Source organism: Cedecea neteri (genome assembly GCF_000758305.1).
GTDB classification, from domain to species: domain Bacteria; phylum Pseudomonadota; class Gammaproteobacteria; order Enterobacterales; family Enterobacteriaceae; genus Cedecea; species Cedecea neteri_C.
The window spans coordinates 3573735-3591425 of sequence record NZ_CP009458.1; the positions used below are offsets into that span (position 1 = coordinate 3573735).

General features: G+C 51.4%; 15 protein-coding genes. 7 read left to right on the top strand and 8 right to left on the bottom strand.

Features of this window, described 5'->3' with window-relative positions; genetic code table 11:
- The first annotated feature begins 97 nt into the window (after positions 1 to 97).
- The gene (gene pptA, locus LH23_RS16690; protein ID WP_039293536.1) at positions 98 to 328 is read left to right on the top strand and encodes a tautomerase PptA; all 231 of its coding nucleotides are present in this window, start codon (positions 98 to 100) and stop codon (positions 326 to 328) included.
- A gap of 25 nt (positions 329 to 353) precedes the next feature.
- Here the strand turns inward: pptA and LH23_RS16695 are convergent, their stop codons facing one another.
- Complete coding sequence (locus tag LH23_RS16695) at positions 354 to 848, bottom strand: AAA family ATPase (protein ID WP_039293539.1); 495 nt, start codon at positions 846 to 848, stop codon at positions 354 to 356.
- A 152-nt stretch (positions 849 to 1000) separates the two neighbouring features.
- On the opposite strand from LH23_RS16695, the gene LH23_RS16700 reads away from it, so the two are divergent.
- Positions 1001 to 2476 (top strand): glucosyltransferase domain-containing protein, encoded by a 1476-nt coding sequence (locus LH23_RS16700; RefSeq protein ID WP_039293540.1) that lies wholly within the window; start codon positions 1001 to 1003, stop codon positions 2474 to 2476.
- A 43-nt stretch (positions 2477 to 2519) separates the two neighbouring features.
- On the opposite strand, the gene LH23_RS16705 is transcribed toward LH23_RS16700, so the two are convergent.
- The 5 genes from LH23_RS16705 to tyrP form a co-directional block, all read right to left on the bottom strand.
- On the bottom strand, positions 2520 to 3425 hold the full coding sequence (locus LH23_RS16705; protein WP_039293543.1) for a glycosyltransferase family 2 protein: 906 nt from the start codon (positions 3423 to 3425) through the stop codon (positions 2520 to 2522).
- On the bottom strand, positions 3422 to 3781 hold the full coding sequence (locus LH23_RS16710; RefSeq protein WP_039293546.1) for a GtrA family protein: 360 nt from the start codon (positions 3779 to 3781) through the stop codon (positions 3422 to 3424). The genes LH23_RS16705 and LH23_RS16710 overlap by 4 nt, the downstream gene beginning before the upstream one ends.
- Positions 3782 to 3995: 214 nt before the next feature.
- A complete protein-coding gene (locus LH23_RS16715; protein ID WP_039293549.1) occupies positions 3996 to 5093 on the bottom strand; it encodes an ABC transporter substrate-binding protein in 1098 nt (365 codons plus the stop codon).
- Position 5094: 1 nt separating this feature from the next.
- Positions 5095 to 7236: a TonB-dependent siderophore receptor gene (locus tag LH23_RS16720; RefSeq protein WP_039293552.1), complete on the bottom strand. Its 2142-nt coding sequence runs from the start codon at positions 7234 to 7236 to the stop codon at positions 5095 to 5097.
- A gap of 191 nt (positions 7237 to 7427) precedes the next feature.
- Complete coding sequence (gene tyrP, locus LH23_RS16725) at positions 7428 to 8639, bottom strand: tyrosine transporter TyrP (protein ID WP_039293555.1); 1212 nt, start codon at positions 8637 to 8639, stop codon at positions 7428 to 7430.
- Between the two features lie 246 nt (positions 8640 to 8885).
- Here tyrP and LH23_RS16730 point away from each other — a divergent pair, with 246 nt between their 5' ends.
- Positions 8886 to 9995, top strand: a complete 1110-nt coding sequence (locus tag LH23_RS16730; protein WP_039293558.1) for an ABC transporter substrate-binding protein — start codon at positions 8886 to 8888, stop codon at positions 9993 to 9995.
- Between the two features lie 51 nt (positions 9996 to 10046).
- Here LH23_RS16730 and LH23_RS16735 read toward each other — a convergent pair whose 3' ends face one another.
- A complete protein-coding gene (locus tag LH23_RS16735; RefSeq protein ID WP_039293561.1) occupies positions 10047 to 11024 on the bottom strand; it encodes a hypothetical protein in 978 nt (325 codons plus the stop codon).
- A gap of 109 nt (positions 11025 to 11133) precedes the next feature.
- Between LH23_RS16735 and LH23_RS16740 the strand changes: the two genes are divergently transcribed.
- Complete coding sequence (locus LH23_RS16740) at positions 11134 to 12021, top strand: LysR family transcriptional regulator (protein ID WP_039293564.1); 888 nt, start codon at positions 11134 to 11136, stop codon at positions 12019 to 12021.
- A 123-nt stretch (positions 12022 to 12144) separates the two neighbouring features.
- On the top strand, positions 12145 to 13044 hold the full coding sequence (locus LH23_RS16745) for a hypothetical protein (protein ID WP_039293566.1): 900 nt from the start codon (positions 12145 to 12147) through the stop codon (positions 13042 to 13044).
- A 110-nt stretch (positions 13045 to 13154) separates the two neighbouring features.
- Here LH23_RS16745 and LH23_RS16750 read toward each other — a convergent pair whose 3' ends face one another.
- The gene (locus LH23_RS16750) at positions 13155 to 14852 is read right to left on the bottom strand and encodes an NAD-dependent malic enzyme (RefSeq protein ID WP_039293569.1); all 1698 of its coding nucleotides are present in this window, start codon (positions 14850 to 14852) and stop codon (positions 13155 to 13157) included.
- Positions 14853 to 15073: 221 nt separating this feature from the next.
- Between LH23_RS16750 and LH23_RS16755 the strand changes: the two genes are divergently transcribed.
- The gene (locus LH23_RS16755; RefSeq protein ID WP_039293572.1) at positions 15074 to 15997 is read left to right on the top strand and encodes an aminoimidazole riboside kinase; all 924 of its coding nucleotides are present in this window, start codon (positions 15074 to 15076) and stop codon (positions 15995 to 15997) included.
- Between the two features lie 155 nt (positions 15998 to 16152).
- Complete coding sequence (locus LH23_RS16760) at positions 16153 to 17670, top strand: carbohydrate porin (protein WP_039293576.1); 1518 nt, start codon at positions 16153 to 16155, stop codon at positions 17668 to 17670.
- Positions 17671 to 17691: the final 21 nt, after the last annotated feature.

Consider the following 17691-nt stretch of genomic DNA (forward strand, 5'->3'; position numbering starts at 1 on the left):
CAAGGCCAGTAAAACTGGCCTTTCTTCTATCCACCGCTTGCCCGATCCCCTCGTGAAGCAGTAAAACTACTGTTCAACAACAAAAAGGAGAATCACCGTGCCGCATATCGAAATCAAATGTTTCCCTCGTGAGCTGACCGAAGAGCAAAAGCAGGCCGTGGCCAGCGAAATGTGTGACGTGCTGAAAAAGCACTTCGGCTCGAAGGACGAATCGCTGTCCGTGGCGCTGAAAATGATCGACCAGGCGAACTGGAAAGCCGAAGTGTGGGATACGCAGATTGCGCCCGAGATGGATTCACTGCTGAAAAAACCGGGTTACAGTCTTTAAGACATCATAAAGTGACAATGTCACCTTATGTGTAACGGATTATCGTCAACCCTTCGCGCTCATCGGGCGCAACGAAGTAGCTAGTAATCAAATCAAACTGCGCGTCCGTGGCGGCAAAATCATGAATCCCGCGGCTGTTGCGGGCGCGTAATCTCTCCCGGCAAACGTCATCAGGCACGTCCAGGTAATGCAGGCGATTATCTGCCCCGGCTTCATCCACAATCGACTTCATCCACTGCCTATTCGCCAGCGTATTGGCCGGGAAATCGAGCACCACCGAAAGCCCGTTCCTCAGCAGGGAAACAAGATGCGGCGTTAGCGCTTTTTTCAGTTTGCCGGAGCAGGCGACATAATCCGCCACGCTCAGCATTTGCTCGCCGTAAAGCGCCGCGAGCCAGGTGTCTTCACTGACCAGAATGGTATTGGGCGCTTCCATCAGCTTTGCGCTTAGCGTGGATTTACCGGCGGCGATTTTGCCGCAGAGAAGGTGAAGTGTCGGGGGATTGTTGGCAGCGACCATTTGGACCTCGTCAGTAACATTCTATGAGGCTTCACTCTCTACCGTAAAAGTGAGATATGCAATGGTAAGAATGAATACCCTTCAATTCAAACTTTTACTTAGAAACCGGAACAGGTAGACTTCTGGCATCCCGCAAAAACTCGGCTAAATACATGAAATCTCCTTTACGCCCATTACTTGTTTGTGTCTTTCTTTTTGTGCTGCCACTGTTAATGGCCAATATTTATTATATTGATGACAATGGTCGGGCTGCATTTGGTTATACCCACTGGGGACCGGACGGCAGGCCACTTGCGGATATCATGGTCAAAGCACTTTTTCTCAGTTCTCATATTGCTGATATTTTTCCACTGCCTTTGATTCTTGCTGTTGTTCTACTCAGCGTAAGCCTGGTAAAATTTTCGAGCCACTTTTTAAACAATTACCGGATGAGTTATGCTGTATTGGTCGCATTAACCTTTTTCTGTAATCCCTATTTGGCTGAAGTTTTCTCCTATCGTTTTGATGTGCTGACATTAAGTGCCGCACTTAGCCTTAGCCTGCTCTACTGTAGCGTGATGGTGGGAAAGCGATTGTGGATCCGATTCGCAATCGGGACACTAATTATTGTGGCGATATACTGTCTCTATCAGACAATTATAAATATTGCTGCGATAATGGTTATCGCAGCACTTTATTATCAAATGAATTCTCGCGAACCAGCTAAAGTTATTTTTATTTCTTTGCTGAAAAGGCTAGGAGAGTTAATCGCTGGCACCCTTATCTACATGAAATTAATTTTGCCAGCGACTTTTTCAGGAAAAGTTGAGATTAATCATCCCACGCTAGCGGGGAGCGATCTCATTTCTACCGCCATTAACAATCTGCATATCTATAGCCAATTTATAAACGATACCTTGCTGAAAGGACAGGGCGGGATCCGTTTCCTGGTTCTGCTTCTGGCTGTTGCCAGCATCGCATCAGTCGTCGTCTCGCTACGTTATCTGCGTCAAAATCGTGAGCCTATGGCTATCATCATTTGCATTGGTGCTGTTATTGCGCCTTTTGTGGCTATTCTGATGATTCCTGGCAGTTTGCTTTTACTCCAAAACCCATTACTTTCACCACGTTCACTGGTGGGATTAAGTGGATTTACGTTGCTAACTGCACTCTTGCTGGCCATAGCACTACCGGAACGACTCAAAATGCTGACATGGGTACTACTGATACCTATAATGCATTCGCTTGTATTTTATTATGCTTATGGTAACTCGCTTCGTGAACAATCGAAGTTTAATGATAACCTGGTCCGGCAAATAAAATCAGATACTCGTGACCTGAATTATAATTCGGTCTATTTCATTTACAGTGGAGAAGCGCCCCGTTCACCTGTTTATGAAAATGCGGCACAAAACTATCCGGTATTATCATTCTTAGTGCCTAACTATTTTAGCAACTGGTATTGGCCGGAAGGAAACATGAGAATGAACGGTCTGCAACAACCCTGGGTTGCTCCTGATGCGGGTGTGGACTCTGATATCAGTCACTATATCTGTCAGACCGCAGTATTTGCCAGCAATCAGGATTATAAAATGTGGATGAAAGGCAATGTGATTGTCATTGATTTCAATAGAACACACTGCCCGTAATTAAAATACGCTCAGGCTAAATTTATTTAGCCTGAGCGTGCTTTTACTTTTTAATGATATAACGAGGCCTTCTTTTTGTCTCGATATAAATTCTACCTATATATTCCCCAAGCACACCGATGCCAATCAACTGAACGCCACCTAGAAAAAGTATTGAAACTAACAGAGAAGGGTACCCGGCGACAGGATTTCCCCAGATTAATTTGTCAATAATCATCCATACGCCGTATAGAAAAGACAACATAGCAACAAAGAAACCAATGTAGGTCCAAACGCGTAGGGGCACGGTAGAGAAACTCGTTACGCCTTCAAGTGCAAGATTCCAAAGTTTCCAGCCATTAAATTTGGTTTTCCCTGCTGAACGGGAAGGTCGAGTGTATTCAACTACGGCAACCTCACCGCCAACCCAGCTTAATATCCCTTTCATGAAGAGATTTCTCTCGCCTAATAGCTTTATGTTTTCTACGGTTTCTCTGGATAATAGCCTGAAATCGCCCACATTTTCTTCTATCTTAGGTGAACTGATTTTATTGTGCAGTCGGTAAAACCATGTTGCAGTTTTACGCTTCAAATGGCTATCCGTACTCCTGTCAATCCGCTTAGCAAGAACAACCTGACAGCCGCCAAGCCATTTATTCACCATCAAAGGAATGACTTCTATTGGATCTTGTAGATCAACATCTATAGGGATAACGACATCACCAGTAGAGTGTTCAAGCCCCGCCAGCAGTGCCGGTTCTTTGCCAAAATTACGAACAAAATTTATGGCCTTAACAGAGGCGTCACTTTCAGATAATGAGTTTATTATTTGTTCGGTTTTGTCTGTGCTGCCGTCATTTATAAAAATAATTTCCAAATTATATTCAGATAACGTTTTCTTGACTGCTTGATAAAATACAGGAATGGCATCTTCCTCATTGAACACTGGAATTATCAATGAAATTATCACTTTTTAGCCCTGAATATAATGTAATGTGAATAGACGAAGCCTGACAGTAGACTTATAAAAGAAAATGCGATAAGCGTTACTAACGGACTGGTATGAGTCAGGTCGGCAAGCCAACCGACACAGGCAGCCATGGCACCCATAAAAAGCACGTAAAACATATAGCGCAGGCTTGTCGCTTCGGCATTGAATGTCCATCGAGCATTAGCAAAAAATGAAAAGGTAACAGCAGCGCAGAACGCCAAAATATTAGCCAGGGATTGCCGTGCGCCGCAGGTGTACAAACCCGCAAATATCAGCCAGTGTATCAATGTATTAATCACACCTACCGATGTGTACCTTGCAAATAACTTCAGCATATTTAAGAACCAGCGGAACCCGAACTATAATTTAAAATATTCTCAACTAGCGTCACTTTATCAGCAACATTGTAAGATAGGAAGGCGTAGCGACTTAGTGCTTAGGGATTTCAAAAGGTACTGTATACTCTTGAGGCGTTCGGCCTGTCGACTTGAGGCTCAGGAATGAGGCTGGATGCAACAGAAAGCAGCGGGATTAGCCGCTGCTCCATTTTTACTTTAGCTTCGTCCAGTAGGTTCCTGTTTCTTTCACCGCCAGAAACTGCCGGTTCATCTCATCCAGCGTTTGCTGCGGATCCATATCCGCGAACAGCTGCGGGTGGAAGGTTTTGGCAAAGAATTCAACGTCCAGTAAATGCCACGGCGAGAGGTAGAAGTTATGCCAGACCGCCCAGGCTTTGCCGTTTTGAATCGCGTTCAGGTTAGAAATCACTTTCTGCTGGCTAAGCACCTGCGTAAAGCTTTGCTGCGCCTGACTGGCCGTGACTTCCGATCCCAATTGCAGCCTGCCAGTTTGATCCGGCCCGGCGCTGCCGGTGGCGATGTAAATATCCGGGTTCACCGTCAGCAACGCCTCCGGGGAAATCTTGCCGTACACGCCGGGGAAGCGGCTCACGGCAATGTTATCCCCACCGGCAAAGGCCAGCAGATCCGCCAGGTTACCGCGCCCGACGGTGGTGCAGCAGTCGCTTTTATCCCCTAAATGCAGCTGAAGCATTACCGTAGGTTTCACGGGTTTAGCCTCAGCCAGGCGTTCGGCTATTTTCGCCATGTGCTGCTGATAGAAGGCGATAAACTTTTCCGTTTTCGGCTGGTCGTTTAGCGCTTCGCCCAGAATACGCAGGCTCGGAACTGTGTTATTCAGCTGATCGACGCGGAAATCAACGTAAATCACCGGAATATGCGCCTGGGTCAGCTGGCTAAGAAAACTGTCGTGACTGCTCTCTTTTTTGGCGTAAATAGGCAGAATTACAAGGTCCGGATGCAGGGCAATGACTTTCTCCACGCTTATCTGCGAGAAGTTATTGTTGCCGATAATCGGGATGTTTTTGATATCCGGGAACGCCGCGGTGTAGCGGTTCCAGGTCTGCGGATCCAGACGCTGCAGATCCGCAGGCCAGCCGACGACGCGCTTCGCCGGGTTGCCGTCTTCCACCAGGGCGAGGGTATAAATCATCCGGCTTTCGCCGACGATCACACGCTGCGGGTTATCCGGCACCTCAACTTTACGCTGCAGAATATCGGTTATCGTTTTGGCCTGACTGCCGGCGCTAAGCGCCAGCAGGGCCGCGAGCAACAGCGACTTTTTCATCTCAGAAGTCCACGCTGGCGGAGAGATAAGCGGTGCGCGGTTCGCCTTCGATAACGCGCAGGTTACCGGCGCTGGATTCATAGTACTCGCGGTCGAACAGGTTTTTGACGTTCAGCTTCAGCTCGGTATTTTTGCCCAGCAGCTTGCTGTCCCAGGCGACAAACGCATCCGCCACGGTATAAGCCGGCATGGTGAAGCTGTTTTCCGGATCACCCGCGCGGCTGCCGACGTAGCGCCCGCCGCCGCCCAGACGTAATTCACCCGGCAGCCAGGAGAAACGCAGGGTATGGCTGAGGTAAAGCCCGCCCATCGTGGTCGGGGCGTTCACCAGACGGTTGCCGACGTTCACCGGGTTAATATCGTCTTCGACGATCTCGGTTTTGTCGTAGCTGTAGTTCGCCGTCAGGTTCCAGTCCTGTGCAATTTCGCCGTTAAGCTCTAATTCCGCGCCGGTAGAGCGCGCTTTCGGGATGTTACGAGTCACGCCGTTGATAAATACCGACATGTCTTTTTCATCAATGCGGTAGAGCGCCAGGCTGCTGGTCAGGCGAGGGGCCATCTGCCATTTCGCGCCCACTTCCCATGTTGTCCCTTTTTCGGTGGAGGCGACGTTGCCGTTGTCATCCGTTTGCGTGGAAGGAGTGAACGACTTGCTGTAGCTGCCGTACAGCGACACGTCAGGCACGATTTTGTACACCAGGCCCAGCTGCGGCAGGAAGGCGTTGCCCCTGTCTTCCAGCGTGGTTTGCGGGTTCACCCAACCTGCGCTGGAGGTCTGGGTATAGCGCTGCAGGCGGCCACCTAATACGGCAATCCACTGGTCAGTCAGGTGAATGCTGTCTTTCGCAAACACGGAGCGGCTGTAGAGATTCGTGCGCAGGTTACTGTTGGAATCGCTATAGGTGCTGCTGTTGGTTATCGGCGAAACGCCGTACACCGGGTTATACATATTGAAGGTTTTCGTCACCTTCCCACGGTACGAATACTTCTTGTAGGTTTCGTTTTGCTCGTAATCCGCGCCCAGCGTGACGTCGTGGGTCATGCCCAGCAGTTCTGGGCTGCCACTGATGTCCCAGGAAGCGTAATCCGTCTGGTGGTTAAAGCCCCGGTTAGCATCCGCGCGGCGGGAAACCAGGCCGCTGTTAGGATCGACCGCCGTGGCACGGACTTCGTTGCTGTCGTAGCGGCGCTGCATCCACGCGTAGTTCAGGTTCGTTTCCCAGGTGTCATCCAGCTTGTACGAGTAATTAGTCGTCAGCCGTTTGTTCTTGCCCCAGGCGTGGTTGGCGTAATCGTCAATGCGGCGATCGTAAGGGATATTCAGCGGTTTGCCGTTGATAAACGCGGTGCCGCGGTCATAGGGAATGTCGAACTTATATTCCACGTAGCTGATATTGAAGGAGGCTTTATCGCCGTACCAGCTGAGCGACGGGGCAATCAGCGTGTGTTCGTCGGTGCCGAAATTCCGCCAGTAATCCTCATGCTGGCGCTCGGCGACCAGGCGGAAAGCGAAGCCGTTACCGAGCGGGCCGGTGACGTCAACCATGCCGGAGCCACCCCCGTTGCTGCTGCTGGTGCCGCTGACGTGGGTGTTCCAGGTGTACTGCGGTTTCTTGCTGACGAGGTTAATCACGCCGCCGGGGTTCAGGATGCCATAGAGCAGGGAGGCTGAGCCTTTCAGCACCTCGACATGGTCGATGCTGGAATCCATCGCCAGCCCCTGGTTGCTGCGCACCCCGTCAATAAACACGGAGCCGTCGCTGTTCGAGCCAAACCCGCGTTTGACAAAGCCATCTTCGATGCCGCCGAGGGTATTACTCTGCGTAACGCCGCTGACAAACTTCATAGCGTCATTGACCGAGGTCACCGCGTAGTCGTCAATTACCTGCGGCGTGACCACGCTAACGGATTGAGGGATTTCGCTGCGCGGCGTTTTGCTGCGGGAGGCGATGGAGGAGTCATCCTGGGTATAGCTGGTTGGTGAGCCGTCCGGGTTAGCGTTGGCGACCACGGTTAAGGTGTCTTCCTTCGGTTTGTCAGCGGCGAAAGCCGGGCCACCAACGATGAAGGTTGAAATGATTAATAATTTTGAATTAAGAAGTGCCTGGCGAACAAAAGTGGAACCAAAAGGAATGCGATTCATGATGTTGTTTATCTGAACTGAAGCGATTTTATAATGGGAATTGAGATGATAATAACAATAATTAGCATTTACAATATTAACTCTGCTTACATAATTACTGGTTTTATATCCAAAATCCTGATGATTTAGCGGGGAATTAGCAGAAAAAACGAAGAACGCGGGACGAATGCCCCGCGTGAATATCAGGAACGTTAACCAACTTCCGGCAGCAGGCCGACGGTAATTAAAAACTGAATAACAATGACGGCGATCCCGCAGGCAAAGACCAGCGCCAGCAGCGGTTTACCGCCCGCCACGCGCCACGTCGCCTCCGCGTGTTGTTTACGGCTTTGCCACACCAGCATTGAAGGCACCAGCAGGGCAAGTACCGCCAGCGCCACGCCCGCATAGCCCAGCGCCATCACAAACCCCTGCGGGTAGAACAGCGCAAAAACCAGCGGCGGCAGGAAAGTCATCAGCCCGGTTTGCAGGCGGCCAGAGGCTTTCCGGTTACGGGCAAAGAGATCGCTCAGGTAATCGAATAAACCCAGGGAGACGCCAAGGAACGAGGTTGCCAGCGCGAAGTCGGCGAACAGATGAATGGCCAGCTCAACGTGAGGAGTCGCCACGACCTGACGAACAACCTGCAGGAACCCGTTCAAGCCGGAATGCTCCGCCATCAGCCCGGTAAAGGTTGGCGAGTCAATGGCGCCGAGAGTGGCGAGCTGCCAGAAAATATAGGCCACCAGTGGAATGGCGCTGCCGACGATAAACACCCAGCGCAGCTTACGAATATTGCCGTTCATGTAGCTGACAATACTCGGCACGCTGCCGTGGAAGCCAAACGAGGTAAAGATGACCGGGATAGCGGAAAGCGCCAGGCCTTTCTCAATCGGCAGCGTGAGCAGGTTGGTGTGGTGGATATGCGGCATCATCAGCGCCAGCATTACTACCAGCAGAATGATTTTGGCGCTGAACAGTACGCGGTTAAACATATCGACCATGTGGGTGCCGATACAAACAATCCCGCCCGCCACAATGGTAAAGAGCAGTACGCCGGAAGTAGCAGAGATAGACGTGGACAGCCACTGGCTAAGGCTTGCCGCCAGCAATTCACCGGCACCGCTGATGTAGGCCGCCGTCAGGGCATACATCAGGAACAGCATACTGAACCCGGTTAACCACTGCCCGGGGCGGCCAAGATAGCGCCGGGCGAGGGTGCCCAGGCCGGTGTCCGCAGAAACATGCTGATAAACCTCGACCAGCAGCAGCGCGGTGTAACACATCAATGCCCAAAGCCCGACGAGCATCAATAACGTGATGCTAAACCCTACGCCAGCAGAGGCCAGCGGCATCGCCAGCATTCCTGCGCCAATTGTGGTTCCCGCCACGATAAAAACACTGCCAAGAGTCCTGTTCTTCACGCTTTCCTCTGATTTTACGAAGAGCTGTATGTCATTATGCCGCGCAGGGTAAGGTAAAAGCGCGGGTGCGTCAAATGAGGGTTACGGGTGGTGTATTGATATGTTTACGATTTTGTTTAAGTTTGTGTGACGTTGTCACGTAATAAAATTAAACCAATCAGTGCTTGCCATGTCGCGGGAAATTAAGGCTTTATTAATATAAATAGTAATAATAACTAATCTCTTTCTCATGGAGAGCATCAAACAATGAAAGCAAATTTGGTCCTGACAGGGTTACTGCTCGCTTCGGCGGGCTGCGGCGCCACCACTTATCCCATCACGGTTACCGACATGGATAACCAGCGTATTACCATTCAGAAAGAACCTCAGCATGTGATCCTGCAGGACGGGCGTGACATTTTGTCTCTTGCCTTGCTTGACCGTGAAGATCCGTTCAAACGCGTCGTGGCCTGGAATAACCTGCCCAAAAAACAGGACACTCAAACCTGGGATGTGCTGAAGCGCAAATGGCCTGAAGCCACCAAAATTATTGATATGGGCTTTAGCGACCAGGGCGAAGTAAACCTTGAGAGCGTGCTGGCGCAGCAGCCGGATATCATGATTGCGCAACTGCGGGCCAAACCTGCGCTGGAGCAAACCGGCGTGATTAACTCCCTTAAAAAGCTCAACGTTCCTGTGGTGTTTGTTGACTATGAACTGCACCCGGTAGAGAACACTGCCAACAGCGTGAAGCTGCTGGGCACCGTGCTTAACCAGGAAAAACGCGCCAAAGAGTACACTGATTATTATCAGCAGCACCTGGCCCGCATTAAGCAGGTTGCCGACGAGGTGAAAAATAAACCTACGGTGTTTATTGAGCCGATCGCCGGTAACACTGAGAACTGCTGTTTTACTCACGGACATAACGGCTGGGGCGCGCTGGTAGAAGCGGTAGGTGGCAAGAACATCGGTTCTAAGCTGCTGCCTGGCAGTGCCGGGTTTGTGTCTATGGAGCAGATTATTGCCATGAAACCGGACGTCTATATCATGTCCGGCTCTAAGCGCCCGAACCCGAGCGTATTGCCGTTTGGCTACGGTGGCACGCCGCAGGAAGTGAACGCGACGTTCAGTAAACTGCTGGCTCGCAACACGTTCCAGAACATCGAGCCGGTAAAAGAAGGCAAGGTCTACGGCGTTTATCACCATTTCTATAATCACCCGTACAACATCATCGGGATGGAAATTTTAGCCAAAGACCTGTACCCGCAAAAACTGCAGGATCTTGACCCTACTGCGGATTACCACCAGATAATCACGCAGTTCACCCAAATTCCTGACGATCCTATCCTGCTGAGTTACGCCTACAAAAAGCCGTGATTCAAAGAACACCGCAATAATCAAACCCGCCAGCAGGCGGGTTTGGCTTTATCAGTCGCGAATAACGTCGATCCCGGCGTCTTTCATTTGCTGCAGCGCCTCGGCCATGTCCAGCAGCGCCTCGGCGGCAAGCAGCCCACCTTTATCACATTTCAGCATCGCCCTAATCACTGTCAGTACGCCAAAAGCAGTCATATGCGCCTGGCCGAGTGGGTCGGAAGCAATCACACGCTTTTTAGCATGCGCACCGGCGTGATCCGTGCCGGCAATATCAACGTACAGCTCAATCGACGGCTTGCCACGCTGATGCGTACCCATTGAGGTGCCCGCCGCGATATCCAGCCTGACAGAACTCGCATGGGTCATGGCCGACACCGCAGTAACATCCAGAATGCTGAACGGTACACCCTGAATCACTTCGCCATTCTGGAGCGTGATATCCCGGGGAGTGGATGAATGCGTCCAGTTTCCTGAGTCCCGGATCAGCGCGGGCGCAAGCTCGTTGCCTAATTCGCTGCTGGAAAGTTCTCCCAACGGATCTGCCAGGTCATGAAGCGCGGAAAGCTGCACATGATCAACCACGCTAAAATCAGCGGCAAGCAGGCTCACCAACGGTAAAAACATGCCCGCTTCGTAATAGCCCAGCGGCACGACGGGCTGAGTCGGCTGATAGCGCTGAGTTAAATTCAGCAGCGGCAAAATAGCGTCGCCCGTTGCCTGGGTAATATTGATGAAGGCGATGTTATTTTTAATAGCAAACTCCGCCAGCAGGTTCTTAGGGTCAGGTACGGCAGCAATAATCAACTGCGCGTTAGCGGCCTGCTCAGGCACTTCCGCTCCGGTGAGGTCGATAAACGCCGGATGCGCGAACCCCAGTTGCTCAATTAACTTCGCGCCTTTTGCCGGATTTCGGCCTGCAATCACCAGTTCAACCGCAGGAAAATGCTCACGAATCTGGCAGGCAATAGCTGACCCAATCATGCCGTAGCCACCGGCGATAAAGACTTTTTCTAATTTAATATTTTTCATCTTAAAACCTCGTTATCAGGGATATCTATTGCGATAGCGAGACTTTATCCTCCGTCTGGTGTGTAATAAAGATCATGAATTTTCTTGGGGAAGTGAGGAATATTCACTAATGAGCATCAAACTGGTGGATTTCAGCTATTTCGTGATCGTGGCGAAGTACCGTAGTTTTCGTCAGGCGGCGGAAGAGGTTGGGTTAACGCCCTCGGCGGTTAGCCATTCCATTCGCCAGTTGGAGGAGCGGCTTAAAGTCAGGCTGTTCAACCGGACGACGCGCAGCGTGTCGCTTACCGAGGCGGGAAGAAAACTGTATGAGAAGGTTGCTCCGGCGTTTGACGACATCAGCCTCACGCTTGACGAACTCAACCTTTATCGCGATACGCCGATGGGCATTATTCGGCTCAATGTTGTGCGCCAGGGCGGCAGGCTTCAGCTTGCGCCGCTGATTGCCGACTTTACCCGTCAGTACCCTGACATTCAGGTTGAAATACAAATGGATGACCGGCTGGTGGATATCGTGAAGGCGCAGCTGGATGCAGGCGTGAGGCTAAACAGGGTCATAGAGAAGGACATGAAGGCGATCCCTTTAGGCCCGCCGGTACGCTACGCGGTTGTCGCCACGCCAGAGTATTTTGCGCTTCACGGTTCCCCGACCGAGCCACAAGGGTTAACTCAACACCAATGTATTCAATTCCGTTACCCCAGCGGGAAAGCTTTTGGCTGGTATTTTGAACAGGCTGAGCAGCGTGAAGAAATTGTTGTCAATGGACCGGTGGTCGTGGACGACCTGGATATTGCTCTCGACATGGCACTTAACGGTGTGGGGCTGGCCTATGTGCTGCGGGAGATGGCCGAACCGTATCTTAAAAGCGGGAAGTTGATTTCCGTCCTGGATGACTGGCTGCCAGAGTTGCCAGGTTTTCACCTCTATTTCCCTAATCGTAAGCATCCGTCCGCCGCTTTCCGCGCTTTTCTGGACTTTCTTAAGACGTGGCAATAAAAACGCAAAAAGTCTTATTGACGTGCATCAGGTAATTACCCTGGTGTAAATCAGAATATACTGCGTAGATTCTAATATTTAAAAAATATAAAATATACATTTGTATTTTTAGAAGGAGCTAATATGTTTACGTCACGAGAGCGTAGTCTGGGAAAGTTAGTTGTTGAGCGTTTTAGAAAAAGACGGGCCGAGCGAATAAATAACCTGATGGTTAAGGAAGGCGCTTATTGGTACGATAATTTCATCACCCGAACGTCACTGCTTGAAGGGCTATCACTTTTAATTCCAGGCCTTAAATTTGGTGAAAATGTTAATGATTTTAGAGATTTAGGCAACAGCAATTACAGGGCGCTATTGAGGGCTCTTGATAAACTTGATGACAATGAGTTACAGTTCTTTAAAACATTTATCAATTCGCATTTTTATGTTTGCCATGCCACAAATAACCCTGCCATAGCAACCAAAAAAGATATGGTGTTATTTTCCAGAAGAAAATTAATTGAGCAAGATATAAAGTTTAACACTTATAATACCGCGTATGTAGACATTGCTGGACTTGCAAATGATGATAATGTCTTTTTCTCTTTAGAAATAGGTGCCAGACCGCAAAAAGCAATCCCCGGCGCAGGTGGAAGCCGATTCGGCAATACTTATTATAAAGTTGCTTACACAGATCCTTCCTTTGATTTTTCATCTTTATATCTTTTTGATCAAGCATTGATGGATATACCTCAGTGCAAAATATCAGATATTAGTGAGGAGGCAAAAGCAATTTTAAATAGCCGGAAGTATACCAGAAAATCAATTTGTTTTTATGGCAGAAAGTCGCTTCCCGCACTGGCATTGTCAATCATATCTGCAACAAGGCTGTTGCCTGAAAGAGACAGGCTGGTGTTACTTGGCTGCAGAACAGAAAAAGAAAAAAACGAACTGCTGCGTTATCTTTTTAGAATTGAGATCAGGGTTCCGAGGTTAGTAGGAATTAAACATGGAGGATACTACCGTTTCGCTCGGAAAAAATAACACTCACATGTTATCTCAAACTTATTTTTACTCCGACTCATTAATCTCGTTCCTTACCCAATAAAAAACCCGCCGAAAGGCGGGTTTGAACACGTACCACAATGGCTTCGTTAGATGGAAGTCCGGCGATAGTCGCGGTATTCCGGCAGCCAGAAGTTATCGTCGATAGCCTGCTTCAGGGCTTCAGCGGAGGTGACCACCGCCACGCCTTGCTGCTGGGCGATCTTCGCTACGGCAAAGGCAATAGCGCGGGACACTTTCTGAATGTCCTTCAGCTCTGGCAGCACCATGCCTTCCCCGTCGTTCAGCAGTGGGGAGTGCTGCGCCAGCGACTCGCTCGCCGCCATCAGCATTTCGTCCGTGATTCGAGACGCGCCGGAGGCAATCACCCCAAGGCCAATGCCCGGGAAGATATAGGCATTGTTGCACTGGGCGATAGGGTACGTTTTATCTTTCCAGGTAACCGGAGCGAACGGGCTGCCGGTCGCCACCAGCGCAGCGCCGTCGGTCCAGGTGATGATATCCTGCGGCGTCGCTTCCACGCGGGAAGTCGGGTTAGACAGTGGCATCACGATCGGACGAGCGCAGTGCTTGTGCATCTCGCGGATGATCTCTTCGGTGAACAGGCCGGTCTGGCCAGAAACGCCGATAAGAATGTTTGGTTTCGCGTTACGCACCACGTCCAGCAGGGAAATCGCTTCGTTTTCCAGATCCCACTCCGCCAGGCTTTCGCGGCTCTGCACCAGTTTAGTCTGGAAGGAGAGCAGGTTAGGCATGTTGTCGGTGAGCAGGCCAAAACGGTCAACCATGAACACGTTGCCACGGGCGGCTTCTTCGCTCAGCCCTTCGCGCTGCATCTGAGCAATGATCTGCTCGGCGATACCGCAGCCCGCGGAGCCTGCGCCCAGGAAGACAATTTTCTGCTGGTTAAGCTGGCTGCCTGCCGCACGGCTGGCGGCGATCAGCGTCCCGACGGTCACAGCGGCGGTGCCCTGAATGTCATCGTTGAACGAGCAGATCTCGTCGCGGTAACGGGTCAGCAGCGGCATAGCGTTTTTCTGCGCGAAGTCTTCGAACTGCAGCAGCACGTCCGGCCAGCGATGGCGCACAGCCTGAATAAACTCATCCACGAACTCGTAGTAGTCGTCGCCGGTAATACGCGGATGACGAGAACCCATATACAGCGGATCGTTCAGCAGTTGCTGATTGTTGGTGCCGACGTCCAGCACCACCGGCAGGGTGTAAGCCGGGCTGATGCCGCCACAGGCGGTGTACAGCGACAGCTTACCGATAGGAATGCCCATCCCGCCGATGCCCTGGTCGCCCAGGCCGAGAATACGTTCGCCGTCCGTTACCACGATGACTTTGATGTTGTGGTTCGGCACGTTCTGCAGAATATCGTCCATGTGGTGACGATTTTCATAGTTGATGAACACGCCACGAGAGCGGCGGTAGATTTCTGAGAAACGTTCGCAGGCGGCACCCACGGTTGGGGTGTAGATCACCGGCATCATCTCTTCCAGATGATTTTCAACCAGGCGGTAGAACAGCGTTTCGTTGGTGTCCTGGATGTTGCGCAGGTAGATGTGCTTATCGATTTCGGTTTTGAAGCCCTGGTACTGAATCCAGGCGCGTTCCGCCTGTTCTTCGATGGTTTCAACCACTTCCGGCAGCAGGCCAAGCAGGTTGAAGTTGCGGCGCTCTTCGATGCTGAAAGCGCTGCCTTTATTTAACAGGGGGAATTCAAGTAAAACGGGTCCGGCGTAAGGGATGTAAAGCGAGCGATGTTTTTTTGGTTTGATGTCCATGTGCATACTCTTTTTTCGACGTAACGTCTTGCCAATAAGGCTCATTCGGTAAGTTTTCGCGCGATATTATGGCACAGCGATTTTGCATCCGACACCGTCAGGCCAAGAACTTTGGTTACACAAGTCCTCAAATCAGCAGGAATTTTGTTTCAGCGCGTTCCGTGAGTGTGTTTAAATAGCTAAATCAGTTTAGCAATATTTAGCTTGATAATGGAGACACCATGAACGTACAAGTTTGGGTTCTGGGCGATGCCGTCGTCGATCTGCTTCCGGACGGTAATGGCCGGTTGCTGCAATGCCCCGGCGGGGCACCAGCCAACGTCGCCGTCGGGATTGCCCGTCTTGGCGGTAGCAGCGGATTCATTGGCCGCGTGGGGGACGATCCCTTTGGCCGCTTCATGCGGTATACGCTGCAGGAAGAAAGAGTAAACACGGATTTTATGCGCCTGGACGCCAATCAGAGAACTTCTACAGTAGTGGTAGATCTGGACGAACACGGCGAACGCACGTTCACCTTTATGGTTCGCCCCAGTGCAGATTTATTTCTGCACTACGATGATATTCCCTCCTTCAACCACAATCAGTGGTTGCATGTCTGCTCGATAGCCTTAAGCGCGGAACCCAGCCGGAGCACAACGTTTTCCGCCATGGAGCAGATAAAAAAAGCCGGCGGCCAGGTCAGCTTTGATCCCAATATCCGCCACGACCTTTGGCATGACGTCGCAGAGCTGCAGGCTTGCCTGACGAGGGCGCTTCTGCTGGCTGATGTCGTCAAACTTTCCGTTGAAGAGCTGATTTTTATCAGCGGGAAAACCCACCTCCATGAGGGCATCAAAAAACTGGTCAGCCGCTTCGATATGCGACTTTTGCTGGTCACTCAGGGCAAGGAAGGAGTACTGGTGTATTACCACGGTCAAATCTACCACTTTGAGGCGAGGCCAGTAGTCTGCGTGGATACCACCGGGGCGGGCGATGCCTTTGTGGCAGGATTGCTCAGTGGCCTGGCCACCAAAGGTTTACCCGACAGCGAAGAAGCGCTGGCCGGGATTATCGCTCAGGCACAGCTTTGCGGCGCGCTGGCGACGACGGCAAAAGGTGCGATGACAGCGCTGCCTCACAGGGAAGAGGTCGAGCAGTCTCTGTAAGACGGTAAAAATATATTCTGATTGTCGTGCCTGTCACATTTACTAAATCGGTTTAGCAAAATTCATTGCCTTCGGCATTTCGCCCTGGTTACCATTTTTTAACTAAACCGGTTTAGCTAAACAAATGACATTAGCCTCTCAGGGACACGACGAACATGTATAAGAAAAACAAACTGGCGGTGATGATAGCCTTGCTGATCGGCACGGCGTCCGCGCACGCCGCTACGGATTTGAGTAGTATTGAATCACGCCTGGCCGCAATGGAGCAGCGCTTGCAGGATGCAGAAAGCAGGGCGAAGGCCGCAGAACAACGCGCCAGCGCCGCCGAAAGCAAAGCGCAATTGCTCGCCACTCAACAACAGCAAACTCAGGCAACTGCGCAGGCGGTTGCAGACCGGACTACCCGGCTGGAATCAAAAGCAGATAAGCAAAGTGGTTTTGAATTCCACGGCTACGCGCGTTCCGGCCTGTTAATGAATGATTCCGCATCCAGCAGTAAAAGCGGCCCTTATTTAACACCAGCCGGGGAAACAGGGGGCGCAGTCGGCCGACTGGGTAACGAAGCAGACACCTACGTTGAGCTGAATCTGGAACACCGCCAGACGCTGGATAACGGCGCGACGACTCGCTTCAAAGCCATGCTCGCGGACGGGCAAAAGACCTATAACGACTGGTCGGCGGACACCAGCGATCTGAATATTCGCCAGGCTTTCGCTGAACTGGGCAATCTCCCCGGTTTTGATGGCCCGCTAAAAGGCAGCACCTGGTGGGCAGGCAAGCGCTTTGATCGCGACAATTTCGACATTCACTGGCTGGACTCCGACGTAGTGTTTCTCGCTGGCACCGGCGGCGGCGTGTATGACGTGAAATGGAACGACGGGCTGCGCAGCAACTTTGCGGTCTATGGCCGCAATTTCGGCAACCTCGAAGACACCGGCAACACCGTCCAGAACTATATGCTGACCATGAATCACTTTGCCGGGCCGTTACAACTGATGGTCACCGGGCTTCGGGCGAAGGATAACGACGATCGCAAAGATGCCAATGGCGATCTGATTCAAAAAGAGGCCGCCAATACCGGCGTGCATACTTTGGTAGGGCTGCATAATGACAGTTTCTACGGCTTGCGCGAAGGCAGCGCCAAAACCGCGCTGCTCTATGGCCACGGTCTTGGGGCCGAAGTGAAAGGGATCGGATCCGATGGCGCGCTGCTGTCGGAGGCGAATACCTGGCGCTTCGCCAGCTTTGGCGTGACGCCGATTGGCGGCGGCTGGCATATTGCTCCGGCGATATTGGCGCAAAGCAGCAAAGATCGCTACGTGAAGGGGGACAGCTATGAATGGGCCACGGTCAACGCGCGGCTTATCAAAGAAGTCACCCAGAACTTTGCTCTGGCGTTTGAGGGTAGCTATCAGTACATGGATCTGCGGCCAGAAGGCTATAAAGATCGTAATGCGGTCAACGGCAGCTTCTACAAGCTGACCTTTGCTCCGACGTTGAAAGCTGGCAGCATCGGCGACTTCTTCAGCCGCCCGGAACTGCGCCTGTTTGCCACCTGGATGGACTGGAGCAGCAAGCTGGATAAATACGCCAGCAATGACGCCTTCGGCAGCAGTGGCTTTAACGCCGGTGGGGAATGGAACTTTGGCGTTCAGATGGAAACCTGGTTTTAACGAACTGGCCTCCCGCCCCGG

Coding starts and splice junctions, on each gene's coding strand:
- LH23_RS16695 (WP_039293539.1), bottom strand. CDS start 848: ATGGTCGCTGCCAACAATCCCCCGACACTTCACCTTCTCTGCGGCAAA.
- LH23_RS16700 (WP_039293540.1), top strand. CDS start 1,001: ATGAAATCTCCTTTACGCCCATTACTTGTTTGTGTCTTTCTTTTTGTG.
- LH23_RS16710 (WP_039293546.1), bottom strand. CDS start 3,781: ATGCTGAAGTTATTTGCAAGGTACACATCGGTAGGTGTGATTAATACA.
- LH23_RS16715 (WP_039293549.1), bottom strand. CDS start 5,093: ATGAAAAAGTCGCTGTTGCTCGCGGCCCTGCTGGCGCTTAGCGCCGGC.
- LH23_RS16720 (WP_039293552.1), bottom strand. CDS start 7,236: ATGAATCGCATTCCTTTTGGTTCCACTTTTGTTCGCCAGGCACTTCTT.
- LH23_RS16730 (WP_039293558.1), top strand. CDS start 8,886: ATGAAAGCAAATTTGGTCCTGACAGGGTTACTGCTCGCTTCGGCGGGC.
- LH23_RS16735 (WP_039293561.1), bottom strand. CDS start 11,024: ATGAAAAATATTAAATTAGAAAAAGTCTTTATCGCCGGTGGCTACGGC.
- LH23_RS16740 (WP_039293564.1), top strand. CDS start 11,134: ATGAGCATCAAACTGGTGGATTTCAGCTATTTCGTGATCGTGGCGAAG.
- LH23_RS16745 (WP_039293566.1), top strand. CDS start 12,145: ATGTTTACGTCACGAGAGCGTAGTCTGGGAAAGTTAGTTGTTGAGCGT.
- LH23_RS16750 (WP_039293569.1), bottom strand. CDS start 14,852: ATGGACATCAAACCAAAAAAACATCGCTCGCTTTACATCCCTTACGCC.
- LH23_RS16755 (WP_039293572.1), top strand. CDS start 15,074: ATGAACGTACAAGTTTGGGTTCTGGGCGATGCCGTCGTCGATCTGCTT.
- LH23_RS16760 (WP_039293576.1), top strand. CDS start 16,153: ATGTATAAGAAAAACAAACTGGCGGTGATGATAGCCTTGCTGATCGGC.